At 67.6% G+C, this 14,135-nt stretch carries 12 protein-coding genes; 4 read left to right on the top strand and 8 right to left on the bottom strand.

What is annotated here, in order from left to right:
• Nucleotides 1-31: 31 nt before the first annotated feature.
• Entirely contained in the window at nucleotides 32-1,387 is a 1,356-nt protein-coding gene (locus tag ACSC1W_RS19735; RefSeq protein ID WP_435349478.1) for an adenylosuccinate synthase, read from the bottom strand.
• A gap of 197 nt (nucleotides 1,388-1,584) precedes the next feature.
• On the opposite strand from ACSC1W_RS19735, the gene ACSC1W_RS19730 reads away from it, so the two are divergent.
• A complete protein-coding gene (locus ACSC1W_RS19730; protein WP_435349477.1) occupies nucleotides 1,585-1,890 on the top strand; it encodes a hypothetical protein in 306 nt (101 codons plus the stop codon).
• Nucleotides 1,891-1,912: 22 nt separating this feature from the next.
• Here the strand turns inward: ACSC1W_RS19730 and ACSC1W_RS19725 are convergent, their stop codons facing one another.
• Both ACSC1W_RS19725 and ACSC1W_RS19720 read right to left on the bottom strand, forming a co-directional pair.
• Entirely contained in the window at nucleotides 1,913-4,072 is a 2,160-nt protein-coding gene (locus ACSC1W_RS19725) for a DUF7527 domain-containing protein (RefSeq protein ID WP_435349475.1), read from the bottom strand.
• Nucleotides 4,073-4,179: 107 nt separating this feature from the next.
• Nucleotides 4,180-4,458: a UPF0058 family protein gene (locus ACSC1W_RS19720; protein ID WP_435349473.1), complete on the bottom strand. Its 279-nt coding sequence runs from the start codon at nucleotides 4,456-4,458 to the stop codon at nucleotides 4,180-4,182.
• Nucleotides 4,459-4,581: 123 nt separating this feature from the next.
• On the opposite strand from ACSC1W_RS19720, the gene ACSC1W_RS19715 reads away from it, so the two are divergent.
• The gene (locus ACSC1W_RS19715) at nucleotides 4,582-5,496 is read left to right on the top strand and encodes a hypothetical protein (RefSeq protein WP_435349471.1); all 915 of its coding nucleotides are present in this window, start codon (nucleotides 4,582-4,584) and stop codon (nucleotides 5,494-5,496) included.
• 10 nt (nucleotides 5,497-5,506) lie between these two features.
• On the opposite strand, the gene ACSC1W_RS19710 is transcribed toward ACSC1W_RS19715, so the two are convergent.
• Nucleotides 5,507-7,141, bottom strand: a complete 1,635-nt coding sequence (locus tag ACSC1W_RS19710; protein WP_435349469.1) for a potassium channel family protein — start codon at nucleotides 7,139-7,141, stop codon at nucleotides 5,507-5,509.
• 70 nt (nucleotides 7,142-7,211) lie between these two features.
• Nucleotides 7,212-7,865, bottom strand: coding sequence for a DUF998 domain-containing protein (locus ACSC1W_RS19705; RefSeq protein WP_435349467.1), 654 nt, complete (start codon nucleotides 7,863-7,865; stop codon nucleotides 7,212-7,214).
• A 90-nt stretch (nucleotides 7,866-7,955) separates the two neighbouring features.
• On the opposite strand from ACSC1W_RS19705, the gene ACSC1W_RS19700 reads away from it, so the two are divergent.
• Both ACSC1W_RS19700 and ACSC1W_RS19695 read left to right on the top strand, forming a co-directional pair.
• Entirely contained in the window at nucleotides 7,956-8,306 is a 351-nt protein-coding gene (locus ACSC1W_RS19700; RefSeq protein WP_435349466.1) for a VOC family protein, read from the top strand.
• 45 nt (nucleotides 8,307-8,351) lie between these two features.
• Nucleotides 8,352-9,119: a dolichyl-phosphate hexose transferase gene (locus ACSC1W_RS19695; protein ID WP_435349464.1), complete on the top strand. Its 768-nt coding sequence runs from the start codon at nucleotides 8,352-8,354 to the stop codon at nucleotides 9,117-9,119.
• On the opposite strand, the gene ACSC1W_RS19690 is transcribed toward ACSC1W_RS19695, so the two are convergent.
• The 3 genes from ACSC1W_RS19690 to ACSC1W_RS19680 are packed head-to-tail and all read right to left on the bottom strand — an operon-like array spanning nucleotide 9,120 to nucleotide 14,134.
• Nucleotides 9,120-11,375: a DUF7846 domain-containing protein gene (locus tag ACSC1W_RS19690; protein ID WP_435349462.1), complete on the bottom strand. Its 2,256-nt coding sequence runs from the start codon at nucleotides 11,373-11,375 to the stop codon at nucleotides 9,120-9,122. It lies immediately after the preceding gene.
• 4 nt (nucleotides 11,376-11,379) lie between these two features.
• Nucleotides 11,380-12,534, bottom strand: a complete 1,155-nt coding sequence (locus ACSC1W_RS19685; protein ID WP_435349460.1) for an ABC transporter ATP-binding protein — start codon at nucleotides 12,532-12,534, stop codon at nucleotides 11,380-11,382.
• Nucleotides 12,524-14,134: an ABC transporter permease gene (locus ACSC1W_RS19680; protein WP_435349458.1), complete on the bottom strand. Its 1,611-nt coding sequence runs from the start codon at nucleotides 14,132-14,134 to the stop codon at nucleotides 12,524-12,526. Before ACSC1W_RS19680 ends, ACSC1W_RS19685 begins: the two co-directional genes overlap by 11 nt.
• Between the last annotated feature and the right edge of the window lies 1 nt (nucleotide 14,135).

Raw genomic sequence — 14,135 nt, 5'->3', positions numbered from 1 at the left:
GATACGTCGACCTGGTACCCGCGTCGGGTCCTCAGAAGGGGTCGTCTAGGACCAGCGTGTCCTCGCGGTCCGGTCCCATCCCGACAGCGAAGATGTCCGCGTCGAGTTCGTCGGAGACGTAGTCGAGGTAGTCCCGGCAGTGCTTCGGGAGGTCGTCCCACGCGTCGACGGCGCTCCAGTCGACCGGGTCCCACCCGTCGAACGTGCGGAGGTTCGCCTCGCACTCGCCCCACTGCTCGGTGGTCGAGGGCATCGTGAACGTCTCCTCGCCACGGAAGGTGTAGGAGTGTCCGACCTTCACCTCGTCGAGACTCGCGAGCACGTCGACGTGGTTGACGGCGATGCCGGTGAACCCGTTGGCCCGGGCAGCGTGCCGGAGCATCGGCATGTCCAGCCACCCGACGCGCCGGGCACGGCCGGTCACGGTCCCGTACTCGCCGCCCTCCTCGCGGATGTAGGTCGCCAGGTCCTCCTCGTCGGAGTCGTCGCCGCCCTCGTAGCCCGGCGTGTGGCCCTCCACGCCACCGAGTTCCGTCGGGAGCGGCCCGGTGCCGACGCGGGAGAGGTAGGCCTTCACGATACCGATGACCTCGCCCTGGCCGACGACGGTCGGGGCGAGTCCGGTCCCGGTACAGGCCCCGCCAGTCGTCGGGTTCGAGGACGTGACGTAGGGGTAGATGCCGTGGTCGATGTCGATGCTGGTGCCCTGGGCACCCTCGAGCATCACCTCGTTGCCGTCGTCGACCTGTCCGGCGAGGAACTCGCCGCAGTTGACGGGCATCCCCTCCTCGGCGAGTCGCTCCCCGTAGACGAGGTACTGCTCGTACAGTGCGTCGACGTCGAACTCCTCGCCCGTCTCCACGCCGAAGACGTCCTCGGCGAGGGCTCGCTTCTGCGGGACGACGTACTCCAGTCGGTCGCGGAGGACGTCGGGGTCGAGCAGGTCGCCGACGCGGACGCCGCGTCGGCCGGCCTTGTCCTCGTAGGTGGGGCCGATGCCCCGTCCGGTGGTCGCCGCGTCCAGGTCACCCTTCGACTTGGCGTCCTCCTCGATGCCGTCGAGGACGCGGTGGTACGGGAGGATGACGTGTGCGCGTTCTGCGACCCGGACGTCCGGGTCGAGTCCCTTGTCTCTGAGTTCGTCTATCTCGTCGAACAGCGTCGCCGGGTTCACGACGCAGCCGTTACCGAGGACGCCGACCTTGCCGCGGACGACGCCGCTCGGGACGAGCGAGAGCTTGTACTCCGTGCCGCCCTCCACGACGGTGTGCCCGGCGTTGTCGCCGCCCTGGTATCGGACGACGACGTCGGCGCCGTCACCGTAGAGGTCGACGACGCGACCCTTGCCCTCGTCGCCCAGCTGCGACCCGACTATGGTTACGGTCATTCCACGGGTCGATTCAGTAGCTGCCGGTAAACCGGTTTCGATACGGGTAGTGCGCCGGGGACGGGCCGGTCACGTGTATCGTTCCCACTGAACAGAAGACCTATACGTGTCAGTTGCTAACCGTCAGAAACCAGCCCTTTTCGCGTGCCAACACGACAACAAGGTTTAAAACCTCGAAAGACAAGTTAACAAATGCCATGATAGACCGACTGGAGAAGGAAGTCGATATGCTGGAACGACATCTGCAGGTGTTGAAGATGGTCATCGAGAACGAACCCATCGGTATCGTGAAGATGTCCAACGAGACGGGCTACCCGCACCACAAGGTCCGCTACTCCCTCCGCGTCCTCGAAGAAGAGAACCTCATCGAACCGTCCAGCCAGGGCGCGATCACGACCGACCGGACGATGGAGTTCGTCGACGAACTCGACGAGAAGATAGACGAGATCGTCCAGAAGATGGACGGCATGAAGATAGACGAGACGGCCGAGATAGAAAGCTAGAGCGTCTGCAATACGTTTCTCCCTAGAGTTCCGGGACGTTGATGTGGAACTCTCCACCTCGGGTCTCGACCAGACAGAGGTGATACCCGGACTTCCGGGAGAGTTTCACGAAGCTCTTCTTCGAGTCGCGACTGAGGAGGCTCCCGCTCGTCGCCTCCCCCGCCGTCTCCAGCGCGCCGGGGTCGAAGAACGACGAGGTGACGACGAACGCACCGGACAGGCTCTCGCTCGTCTGTTTCACGCGTGCGGCGCGCTCCTGGAAGTCGACCATCATGTCCTCGGTGGCCGGGTCGCGCGAGTCGTTGAGGTTCGCGACGACGAGGGGATTGCCCATCCGGTCGCGGACGACGACGTCGAAGGTGGTCTGTTCCCGGTGTTCCTCGCCGTCCTCCGAGTAACGCAGCGAAACCGAACCGTTGAGTTCGGCGCGGTCCGCCTCGGGGAGGGCGTCGTAGAGGTCACGCATCGGTCCGGCGTTCCCGGTCTCGCGTATCTCGTACAGGAGGTCTCGCACGAACCACTCGACGAACTGGAACTCGATGGTGTCGTGGAGGAACTCCACGTACGGTCGTCCGTCGACGGCCGCGTCGTCTGCGTCGAACTGCGTGTGGTGTTCGATGCGGAGGTTCTCGTTCACCGCGTCGGCGGCGGCCTCGCCGGCGTGGGCGGTCTCCAGCGTCGGTTGGCCCTTCGAGCCGTACCGGACGAACAGGTTGGTTCCCTCTAGCGCGTCGCCGGGGGTGAGTTGCGTGCCGGCGCTGGCGACAGCCTCTCCCTGTGCGTCGAGGTTCGACCTGATGTTCGCCAGTTTGGTCTCCAGTCTGTCTTTCTCGGCCTCCAGTTCGTCGATTCGCCGGTGCAGGTCACCGTTCTCCTCGCGCAGTTCGTCGCGCTCGTTCTCGACGTTCGAAAGCCGTTGCTGGAGTCGGTCGACCGCGTCCTCGCCCTGGGTCGTCGCCTGCCCCGGGGAGTCGTCGGCCGGACCGGGCTCCTGCTGGCGGTTCGGCTGCTGCGTGCCGGCGGGCTGGGCCTGACCGGTCGGGTCGGCCCCCTGCGACGAGGCGGCCCCCTGGTCTCGCTGCCCGCCCCGCTCACCCCGCTGGCCCCCGGTCGTCGGGGGCTGGTTCGCCGCCGACGCGGGCGCCTCGCTCCCCGACTCCGAGCGGTCCGGGTTGATGGACGGGATGGACCGGGTCTCGCGCCACTGTGCCTCCTCCTCGAACACCGGGTCGGTCTCCTGCTCGGCCTCGCGTTCGACCTCCTTGAAGACGTCGTCCGGAACCTCGAGTGGGTCCTCGCCCCTCTCGGACGACGGGTCGCCGGTCGAATCGCCAGGCGGCGGTGACGTATCGGTCGGCGAAGCGTGGCCGCCGGGCTGGCGGTCAGCGGCCGTCGACGCCTCCTGCTCGGTCACCGGGTCCGTCCCCCTGTCGACGCCGGGTTCGGCCCCCTGGCCGTGGAACCCGTCGTCAGCGTGCCCGCCCGTTCGTGGCTCGCCGGACCCGCCGCCGGTGTCGGTCGGGTCGATGGTGACGTCGGCCGATTCGGCGGCGACGTCGACCCCGCCACGCCCATTCGACACGGCGTCGTCCGTCCCGTCGGCTCCCGACTTCGGTTCGGTGGTCGGTTCCTCGACGCCGCCCGGCGAGGGAATCTCGACCACGTCGATGTCGACGTTCATCACCGTGTAGATGCCGACTTCGTCGTCGGCACGCTGGAACGCTTCGTCGCCGGTGTGGAGACGTTCGCTGTTACCGATGAAGGCACAGCTCATCGACCTGCCGCCGTAGTAGACGACGTAGTAGTCCCCACTGAGGACGTTCTCCGACAGTTCGATGTAGCCGGTGAAGTTCCCCGACTGGAGCGTCCTGTCTGCCTCCGAGACGGGCGTGTCGTTCGTGTAGTACCTCGCCTGTTCCTCGCCGCCGGTCTCCTGCATGGCGTACAACAGCGGCACGGAGGGGTGTGGCGCTTCGTACACTGTACCCGAGGAGACGTCGAAGTCGTCGATAGTGCCGTCGAAGACCCCTACGATGCGGCCGTTGAGCATGAACAGCCACGTCGAACCGGTCGTGATGGCCCCGGTGAACTCGGAGTCCGCGTACCCACGAAGTTCCTCGAAGCCGCCCGAGAACTGCCGGGAATCCCAGCCTTCGACGCGCTCTACCCTGCGCGAATCCATATAGGCTAACAACCGGATGCGTAACAAATAGTTTCCGCTGATTTCTCGTCGAAGTACCAGATGTGTGTAACGTAGTTACCAGCGGACGAACCGTCGAGGACAGTCGCTCAGATCTTCGACTCGGCGTCGTCGGCGAGTTCCTCCATCCGCTTGCGGATACGGCCGGCGCTCGAGAACTCGTCTTCGCTCATGACGCTCGCCAGTGCGTTCCCGAGCACGAACACCGCGTGCTTGTGCTCGCTCTTCGACTTGTGTACGTCCGACGGGTCAACGTCTAGCTGGTGGTACTGCTCGAAAATCTCGTCCCGGGCGTCGGTCTCTGCCTCGAAGAACTCCATGATGGTGACCATCTGCTCGTGCAGTTCCAGAAGCTCGTCTTTGTGCATGGGTAGCTGTAGGATTGTGCCCGATTTAAGGGTTATTGTGAGTCTCGGCCCCGTGGACCACGGTTCCGGCTGGCGTTCGCTCATGGCATGCTTTTTATAACCGTTCACCGTAGCCATGAACAAATGCCGACAGTCCACCTCGACATCCCCGAGCAGACCGTCAAGAAACTCGAGATGGAGACGAGCCTGCTCGGATTCGAGGACGTCGAGACGTACCTCGACTGGATAATCGGCAACCGGGCGGCCATCGAGCAGGGGACCGAACGGGACCAGCTTCTCACGGAGTACGCGGCACGCGTCGAGGAACTGGAGGCGAAACTCGACACCGGCGAAGCCGCCGGAACCGGCGGCCAGGGCGAGGTCGAGGCCGGTACCAGCGCGGACGGCGGCGGCGGGGACGAGGAGTCGGCCGAATCCGGTCCCACCGGTGGCGGTCTCGTGTCCACGTCAGGGTCGTCGGGCGACGTCGACACCACCGAACTCGGGGGGAACTTCCGGCCGGAACGGGTCGAACGGTTCACCGACGAGAGCCTCTCGGAGGAGGCCGACGTGCTCGCCGGCGTCGAGGGCGAGCGACTCGACGAGTTCGCCCGGCGCGCCGTCGCACAGACCCGTCGGCGACTCGGACGCGACCCGACGACGGGACTCAACTACCAGTCGAATACGAACATCAGCGTCAGGACCGACGACGTCGCTCCGGGCGAGGACATCGCCGACCTCGACGCCATCGAGGTGCCGGGACGCTCGCCCGAGAAGACCGACCCGCGTCGAACGGCCGTGGGGGCCGCGCTGGCGTACCTGCGTGACGCCGGCCGTGCACGCCGGTCCGACTTCGTCGACGAACTCTACGACGAGTTCCCGGCGGGTTACGGGTCCGAATCCGGGTGGTGGAACTGCATCAAGACCGGTCTGAAACAGGTCGACGTCGTCGACGGCGGCGACGGCGCGCGCGTCTGGACGTTCCGGCGGACGGAGATATCGAACGAGGCCGGGACGCTCCGCGGCCGTGGCCCGAAGCGCGTCGTCGACTCGGGGTAGGCCGACCGACTCAACAGAGCAGTTCCGTGAACCGGTTCGTCCCGTCGTCGGTTCCCGCGACGATGAGTTCGTCGCCGGCCTCGATTCGGAACTCCGGTCCGAGGTCGGTGATGACGGTCCCGTCGCGTTCGACGCCGACGACCGTACACCCGGTCCGGTCGCGGACGTCGGCCTCCGCGAGCGTCTGTCCGACCAGCGCAGGGGCCATCGTCCGGATGACGTCGACCTGGTGGTCGAGCGAGAGCACGTCCTCCCCCTCGAGTACCGTCGAGGCTATCATCCGGCCACTCACCACCGCGAGCGAGAGCACGTAGTCCGCGCCGGCGCGATACAGCTTCGGGATGCTCTCCGTCTCCGTGACCCGGGCGATGAGTTCCGTCTCGGGGCTCTCGTCGCGCACGACGAGCGACGTGAACTCGGTCGTCGTGTCGTCGGGGAGCGTGAGCACGACGGAACTCGCGTCGTCGACGCCGGCCGCCCGGAGCGTGTCGGGGTCGATAGCGTCACCGACCACGTCGACGCCCTCCTTGTCCTGGACGTCGACGACGGTGTGTGGCACGTCCGCCTCGTCGAGTCGCTCCACGACGGTTCGACCGACCTGGCCGTAGCCGACGACGATGGTCTGGCCGCGCTCGAACTGGCGGATTCGCGAGAGGGCGAAGTTCTTCAGGGTCTCTAGCTGGTCCTCGCGTCCGGTCACGAGCAACACCGTCCCGCTCGTGAGCGTCGCGTCCGGGTCGAGTGGACTCTGGAACTCGCCGTCGAACCACGCGCCGATGACGTTGACGCCGGCCCGTTCGCGGATGCCACTCTCGGAGAGGGTCCGGCCGACGAGGCGACTCTTGCGGTGAATCGGGAGTTCGGCGACCTCGAAGTCGTGTCCGATCTCGATGGTGTCGCCGAGTTCCGTCGTCAGCCTCGTCGTCACCTTCGAGGCGAGGCTCTGCCCCAGCAACGGGCGAGGAGAGAGTACCTCGTCCGCACCGGCGAGTCGGTGGTACGGCGCCGTCTCGGGGTCCTCGACGACGCTGACGACCTGGACCGTCTCCTCGACCTCGCGCGCGGTCAGGACGATGCTCGCGTCGACCTCGTCTGAGACGTCCGCGACGAGGGCGCTCGCGCGTTCGAGTCCTGCGTCTTCGAGTCCTTCGACGCTCTCGGGGTCGGCGTGGATGACCGGGTAGTCGTCCTCGTACAGGTCGACCGCCCGTTCGCGGTCGGGTTCGACGATGACGGCGTCGACGTCCCAGGCGTCGAGTTCGGAGATGAGCGTGTCTGCCCGTGCCGTGAAGGTGCAGATGACGACGTGGTCCGAGACGTCGGATTCGACGGCGGTCGGGACGGTGGTCGAGAGGATGTCCTCCATCAGCGGGAAGACGAGGACGGGAAGGGCCATGAAGATGAGTAACACGCCCGTCAGGTCCATCAGGATGACGAACAGGTTCATCTCCGGGGTCTCCCACGGGGCGTCGGAGCCGAACCCGGTCGTCGTGAACGCCTCGACGACCACCTGCAAGGAGTGCAGGAAAGTCTTGTCCTCGCCCTCGAAGACGAGCATCCCGTAGTCGTAGAGGATGGCGTAGCCGATCATCACGACCCAGAGGATGACGAGGTAGGAGACGGTCCGGCGCTGCCACTTGTCCATGTGTCCGGATTTCGCTCGACAGGGTTAACTGTTGTACGTCACGGCCGTCGTCGCCGACGGACGAGTCGGGTCAGTTCGAAGCGGACGGGACTTCGAGGTGGACCCGTGCCATCAAGAGCACCCACCCGCCGAAGAGGACGGCTCCGACGGCCTCGGGAACGGCGAAGTACGTCGGGACGTCGTCGCCGGTCCACACTGTCGCCTCCAGCAGGACCCAGACGGCCCACTGGAGCAGGTGGGCGACGCCGAGCGCCAGCACGGCGAGGCCCAGTCCCGTCTCGCGGGCCAGCACGACCCCCGTCCCGTACGACAGCAGTGCGACCGTCGCGAGCAGGTAGAACCCGGCGGCGAACGGGAAGTGCAGGGACGCGACCGGTCCGTCGAGGTACGCGACGCCGACGCCGGCCATCGAGAGGAGTGCGAGCGCGAAGGCGACGACGCCGGCACGCTCGATCCCGTTCTCCGCGTCCAGCCAGAGCAGGACCGCGAACGGCAGTCCGAGGAGTCCGCCCACGACCAGTCCGCCGTTGAACAGCAGGAACGCGACCTGGTCGGCGTTCGTCACGGTCAGCAGCGCCTCGCCGGTCGCCTCGCCCATGCTGGACAGCGACCGGGACCGCCACGAGAACAGGGGGTCGACCAGCGTCGAGAGGAGCAGCGTCGCGAGCGCCAGTCCGGGCGCGAGGAGGCTGAAGGACGCCAGCGTCCGTCGTCGGTCTGTCATCTCGACGTACGTTCGGCCGGCCGGTCATATATCTGTGTGTCGCCGAGCGGGGTGGCAACCGTTTTGTCCCGGTCGACCCCAGACTCGGGCATGTCCGGAATCGTGTTCTTCGGTAGCGAGGACTACCAGGCGTCGGCGTCGTTCTACACCGACGAGGTCGGTGCGAGCGTGTGGCTGGAGCAGTCCGCCTGTACCATCTGCAGATACGACAACCTGCTCTTTGGCTTCTGTGACGCCGAGGAGACGGAGACGGAGGGAGTGCTCACGTTCGTGACCGAGGACCGCACCGGCGTCGACGAGTTCTACGAGCGTTTCGCGGCCCGTGCAGAGTCGGAACCGTCGGTCACCGAGGCGTTCGACATCTACAACTTCTTCGCGACTGACCCCGACGGCCGGACGATGGAGTTCCAGACGTTCCTGCACGAGACGGATCCCGTCTGAAGATTTTGGCAAGCCTAAAGTAGTCGCGTCCGATACGGAGAGCCAATGAGCGCGGAGTCTACGGATTCGACGAGAGACGACGAGACGACCGAGTTGCCGACGGGCGACACGACAGAGACTGGAGCCACCGACCGCGAGTTCACGTTCGACGACGTGGCCGTCGTGATGGGCACGTACAACGAGGCCGAGGCCATCGAACACGTGCTGACCGACGTCGAGGAGGTCACCGATGGACGTGCCGAGGTCGTCTGCGTCGACGGGTCCGACGACGCGACCCCGGACATCGCGCGCGAGCACGGAGCCACGGTCGTCGAACAGGAACCCCAGGGGTACGGCGTCGCCGTACGCGAGGCCGTCCTCACGCCGGACCGACCCGTCGTCGTGACGACCGACTGCGACGATACCTACCCGATGGAGGCGCTCCCGCGCTTCCTCGACCTGATTAACGAGGGCTACGACGTGGTCTCCGGCGACCGCCTCCACTACGGCGCGGACGCGATGCCGGCGGTCAACCGACTGGGCAACCACGCATTCGCGCTGGCGGCCTCGGTCCTCATGGGCGAGCGCGTCCACGACACGACGACCGGGATGCGTGCCTATCGGCGCGAGGTCGTACAGGACCTCCACTGGACGGAGAACACGGGCCTCTCTGCCGAACTCCTCATCCGGCCCACGATGCGTGGGTACGACGTTGTCGAGACGCCCATCGAGTACAACGAGCGCAAGGGCGAGACGAAACTCGACCCCCTCGGCGGCGGCGCGGCCATCGGGACGTCCATCCTCCGGGTCTGTCTCGAAGAGCGGTTCCGCTGACTAGGTCTCCCGCGTGACGCGCCCGACCGTCCCGTTCATCCAGACGCCGTCGACGTGTTCGTCCGGGTGCTCCGGCAGGTAGGTCCCGTCGAGTCCGCAGTCCGTGACGAGGCGACAGACCGACTGCTCGGGGGGCCAGACGACCTCGACGCCCGACTCCTCGCCGGTCCCATCGACCACCCGGGCGTCGAACTCCTGGCGGTAGGTGAGCGTGGCCCCGCCGTCGTAGGTGAGGACGACCGCGACGGCGAGTTCGTCCGACCCGTTCAGCGGGACGCCACCGCCCTCGCCGATGGGTCGGAGTGAACCGTCGTCGACGCGCAGTCCGTCGGGCGAGAGCGTCCAGTTCACCGCGAGTCGGTCGCTGCCCGTCCCGTCCACGGCGAACTCCTGGACCTCGCCGCCGCCTTCGAGCCGGACGATGGCGCTGTTCGCGCCGGCCGGCACCGCGACGCGAGTCGTGCCCCGGAGGGTATCGCCCGACCGCACGTCGAGTCGTTCTAGCTTCGGCGTCGGACGCTCCCCGGGGTCGGGCGTCCACGACCCGCGGTAGGACCACCGGTAGTAGGTTCGGTTCGGGTAGGCGTCGACGACGGCGAAGTCGCTGCTCGCTCCGCGGTCGAGGGCGTAGACGGCGGACCCGTCGAAGCCGGGCCCGTTCCGGAGGTGCTGGAACGGGTGGGCGAGCCAGTCGCCGTAGGGCGTCGGGACGAACACCACCGCGTCGTCGAACGACCGGGCTTCGAGGGGGTCGTAGACCCGGTCGTACTTCGCCGTCGTCGCGGCGTGGGCGTCGACCGGGTCGTCGAGCGCACGCTTTTCGGCGACGCCGACGAACGGAACCGAGACGAGGAGGACGACCGCGAGCACGACCCGCGCCGCAGACCGGGACCGCAGCGCGGCGACGGCTGCGTGCAGGCGCTCGAGTGCGGTCACGACACCGAAGGCTCCGAAGACCGAGAGCGGGAGGAAGACGTCGAAGTGGTAGAACGGGCCGAACAGCGCCACGAGTCCGTCGCCGGGGCTGGCGGGACCGGCCGTCGCGTTGTAGGTCCCCCAGAACGCGACGTTCCCGACGACGACGGTGCCGACCACGGCGAGCACGAGGAGCGCGACGGCGTCGTCCGAGCAGTGTGGTCGGTCGAACGTCGGCGAGGAACCGCGCTTCCGGGCGACCCACGCGCCGACGCCGCCGAGGAACGCGGCGGTCCCGAGCCACCCCCCGACGGTCCAGCGGGTCGCCGCCTCGACCACCAGCGCGAGGTTCGTCCGGAGGGCGAGTTCGGGCGTGTACACCAGTTCGTGGCCGAGGATGCGGCGCTGGCCGAAGCCGAGACCGTCGAGCGGTGCGAACGCCGCGTACGGGAACACGAACTGGTCGCCCGTCAGGGCCCAGTTGTACCCCAGGGCGGCGGCGACGCCGACGAGTCCGAGGGTTGCGACGACCCCGTTCAACCGGAGGTACCGGCCGAGGTGGCGGCCAGTGGAGGCGGTCCACAGCGTCCAGCAGGCGTGTGCGACGAACGGCAGGGCGAACAGGACGGCGGTGTACGGTCGGGCGAAGAACGCCAGCGCGACGGCCGCCCCGGCGACGGCGGCGTACCGGACCGACCCGCGCCGGTGCGCCCGGACGTACGCGAGTGCGAACGTCAGGTTCAACAGCGTCGTCGGGACGTACGGGAGGAACACGGACGACGAGAGCAGGAACGTCGGCGTGAGCAGGAGCACGACGCCAGCGAGCAGTCCGACCCGCCGGTCGAACGCTTCCGTCCCGAGCGCGACGGTCAGCGCGACGACGCCCGCCGCGATGGCAGCGAGGGCGAGTCGAGGTTCGCCGAACAGCATCCCGACGGCGAACATTGCTGACGGCACCGGTGCGTACTTCGGGTACAGCGCCCCCCCGTCGACGACGAAGAACCACGGCCGGAAGGGGTCGACCAGGCCGGACGGCGGGTGGAGGCGGACCTGCCCGTCGAGGAGCATCGCCGCCTGCTGGAGATAGACGCCCTCGTCGTGGTTGCTGGAGTGGTACGGGAAGAGGTCGGTCGCGATGGAGAAGACGACGACGGCCGTCAGGGCGGCGAGCAGGAGCGTGGGGACTCGTCGTCGTCGGAGCAGGTCGCGCGTCGGTCCGAGTCGGGTCGCAGTCTGGGGGGTGACTGCCGAACGGTCGCTGCCGCCGGCGAGTCCTACGCCGTCGGCCTCCGTCTCATCGTCGTCGTCGCCCGTGGCGTGCGACGGGTCGGACCGGTCCATCGACTCAGGATTCGCCGTACTCCCCTTCCTCGTTCAGCGTGGGGAACCAGGCCAGTTCGTGGTCGGCCGTCAGTTCGACCCTGACGGACTCGTCGAGGTCGACCTGGTCGGTGTGGTTGTGCATGCACTCCAGTACGTCGCCGTTTTCGAGTTCGACCCGGTACAGGATGGTCGGGCCGAGGTAGCGCCGGTAGACCACCCGGCCGTTGGCCGCCTCCCCGTCTGCGGGTTGGGCCTCGATGTCGTCGGGGCGGACGAGCACGTCGATGCGCGTGCCGTCGTACTCGCCGGCGAGGCCGTGGATGAACTCGCGGTCGACGGGACCGACGCCCGTCTCCACCTCGTCCCCGTGGACGTAGCCCGAGAGGAACGAGGCGTGGCCGAGGAAGCCGGCGACGAAACGCGACTCGGGGTGCTGGAACACCTGCTCCGGGCGGCCGACCTGCTCGACGTCGCCGTCGGTCATCACGGCGACGCGGTCGGAGATGCTCATGGCCTCCTCCTGGTCGTGGGTGACCGAGACGGCAGTCACGCCGGACTCCTTCAGGATGCGCCGGACCTCCTCGCGCATCTCGACGCGGAGGTCGACGTCGAGGTTCGAGAACGGTTCGTCCAGCAGGAGCATCTCGGGTTCCGGCGCGAGCGACCGGGCCAGCGCGATGCGCTGTTGCTGCCCCCCCGAGAGTTCGTCGGGGTAGGCGTCTCGGTGGGAGTGGAGGTTGACCAGGTCAAGCATCTCGTCGACCCGTTCGGCCGCCGCCTCGTCGTCCATGTCGGTGAGGCCGAAGCCGACGTTCTCCGCCGCGGTCATGTGCGGGAACAGCGCGAACTCCTGGAAGACGACGCCGACGCCCCGCCGTTCCGGTGCGACGTAGGAATCCCGTCCGGCGACGACGTCGCCGTTGAGCCTGACGGACCCGGCGTTTGGCTGTTCCAGGCCGGCGATGAGTCGAAGCGTCGTCGTCTTGCCGCACCCGGAGGGGCCGAGAAGCGTCAGTATCTCGCCGTCACGGACCGACAGCGAGAGGTCGTCGATGACGGGTTCGGAACCGTAGGACTTGTACACTCCGTCGAGTTCCAGCACCGTCTCGCTGTCGTCGACCGACGGACGACTGTACACCGTTTCCACGTCTGCAGTTGTGCTTGCATCACTTGACATCGTATCCCTCCTGTGAGAGGATGACGAAGATCGAGACCGCCGAGACGCCCAGCAGGATGAGCGCCGGGATGGCGGCGTCGTAGAACGCCAGGTTCCGGTGGGCCTGCCAGATGTGCGTCACGAGCGTCTGGTAGTTCGTCGGGTGGAGCAGGAGCGTCACCGGGAGTTCCTTCATCGTCGTGAGGAACACGAGCGCCGCCCCGCCCAGGAGTCCGGGTGCGGCCAGTGGGAGCGTGACCGCACGGAAGGCCCCGATGGACGACCGCCCGAGCGTCCGGGCCGCCTCCGGAAGCGACGGGTTGACCTGGAGGAACGACGCCCGGGTCGACCCGACCGACTGCGGGAGGAACCGGACGACGTACGCGAACACCAGCAACGGGAGCGTGTGGTAGAGGCCGGGGAACGACCGGGTCGACAGGTACACCAGCGCGAACGCGACGACGATGCCGGGCGCGGCGTAGCCGACGTAGCTGAGTCGCTCGGTGAGGTGGCCGACCCGCGTGTCGTGACGTGCCGACAGGTAGGCGATGGGGAGGCCGGCGAGCGTCGCCACGAACGCTGCGGCCACCGAGAGCGAGAGCGAGTTCGTCAGGTAGGCGAGTTCGAAGTGGACCCGCCAGCCGGCGTCCGGTCCGGCGAGCAACCAGCCGACGAGGACGGCGACCGGGACGGCCAGTGCGACGAAGACGACGAGGCCACAGAGCACGAGCGCCGGCCACTTCCACGCGCCGAGGCGGACCAGCGACGCCCGTCCGCCCTGCCGTCCCGTCGTGAACTTCTCGTTCGAGCGCGTTCGGCTCTCGACGGCGAGGATGAACACGGTCACGACGAGCAACTGCATCGAGAGCAGGGCCGCAAAGCCCAGCGACCCGCGCTGGGTCTCGGACTCGATGACCGTCGTGAAGACGTTGTACCGCATGATGGCCGGCGTCCCGAAGTCCGAGAGCGCGTAGAGTGCGGTCAGGAGCGACCCGGCAGCGATGGCCGGTCGAAGCTGTGGGAGGACGACGCGACGGACCGCCTCCAGACGCGTGTGTCGCAGGGTGCGCGCCGCGTCGACCAGCGTGGTGTCGACCGTCTTCAGCCCCGCGCGCGTGGTGATGTAGACGTACGGGTACGTGTACAGAGTGACGACGAGGACGGTTCCCTGCAGCCCCGTGATGGCCGGAAGCGACTCGATGCCGATGGGTTCGAGCAGGGACTGGAACTCGCCACGCGGCCCGAACGCCGAGGTGAAGACGAACGCGCCGATGTAGCTGGGAACGACCAGCGGGAGCGTCACGAGGACGGTCCAGACACGGCGACCCGGCAGGTCGGTCCGGACGGTGAGGTACGCGAGGGGGACGCCGAGGAGGATGGAGGCGGCCGTCACGCCCGTCACCATCACGGCGCTGTTGACGAACACCGCGACGGTGGTGTCTGCGGTGAGCAACGAGAGCGCACGGTCGACCGGGACGTTGTAGGCCGCGAGCAGGATCCAGACGAACGGCGTGGCGACGACGGCGGCGACGGCCGCACTGGCGAGCGAGAGACCGAGTGGATAGGCTCCACTCTCGCCCCCCTCGTCACGCGTCCCTGTGGTCGCCTGCTCAGTCTCCATC

The sequence above is a fragment of the Haloarchaeobius marinus genome (assembly GCF_051207415.1).
Lineage (GTDB): Archaea > Halobacteriota > Halobacteria > Halobacteriales > Natrialbaceae > Haloarchaeobius.
The sequence above is the reverse complement of the archived record's forward strand: the minus strand, read 5'-3'. Positions and strand labels throughout refer to the sequence as shown.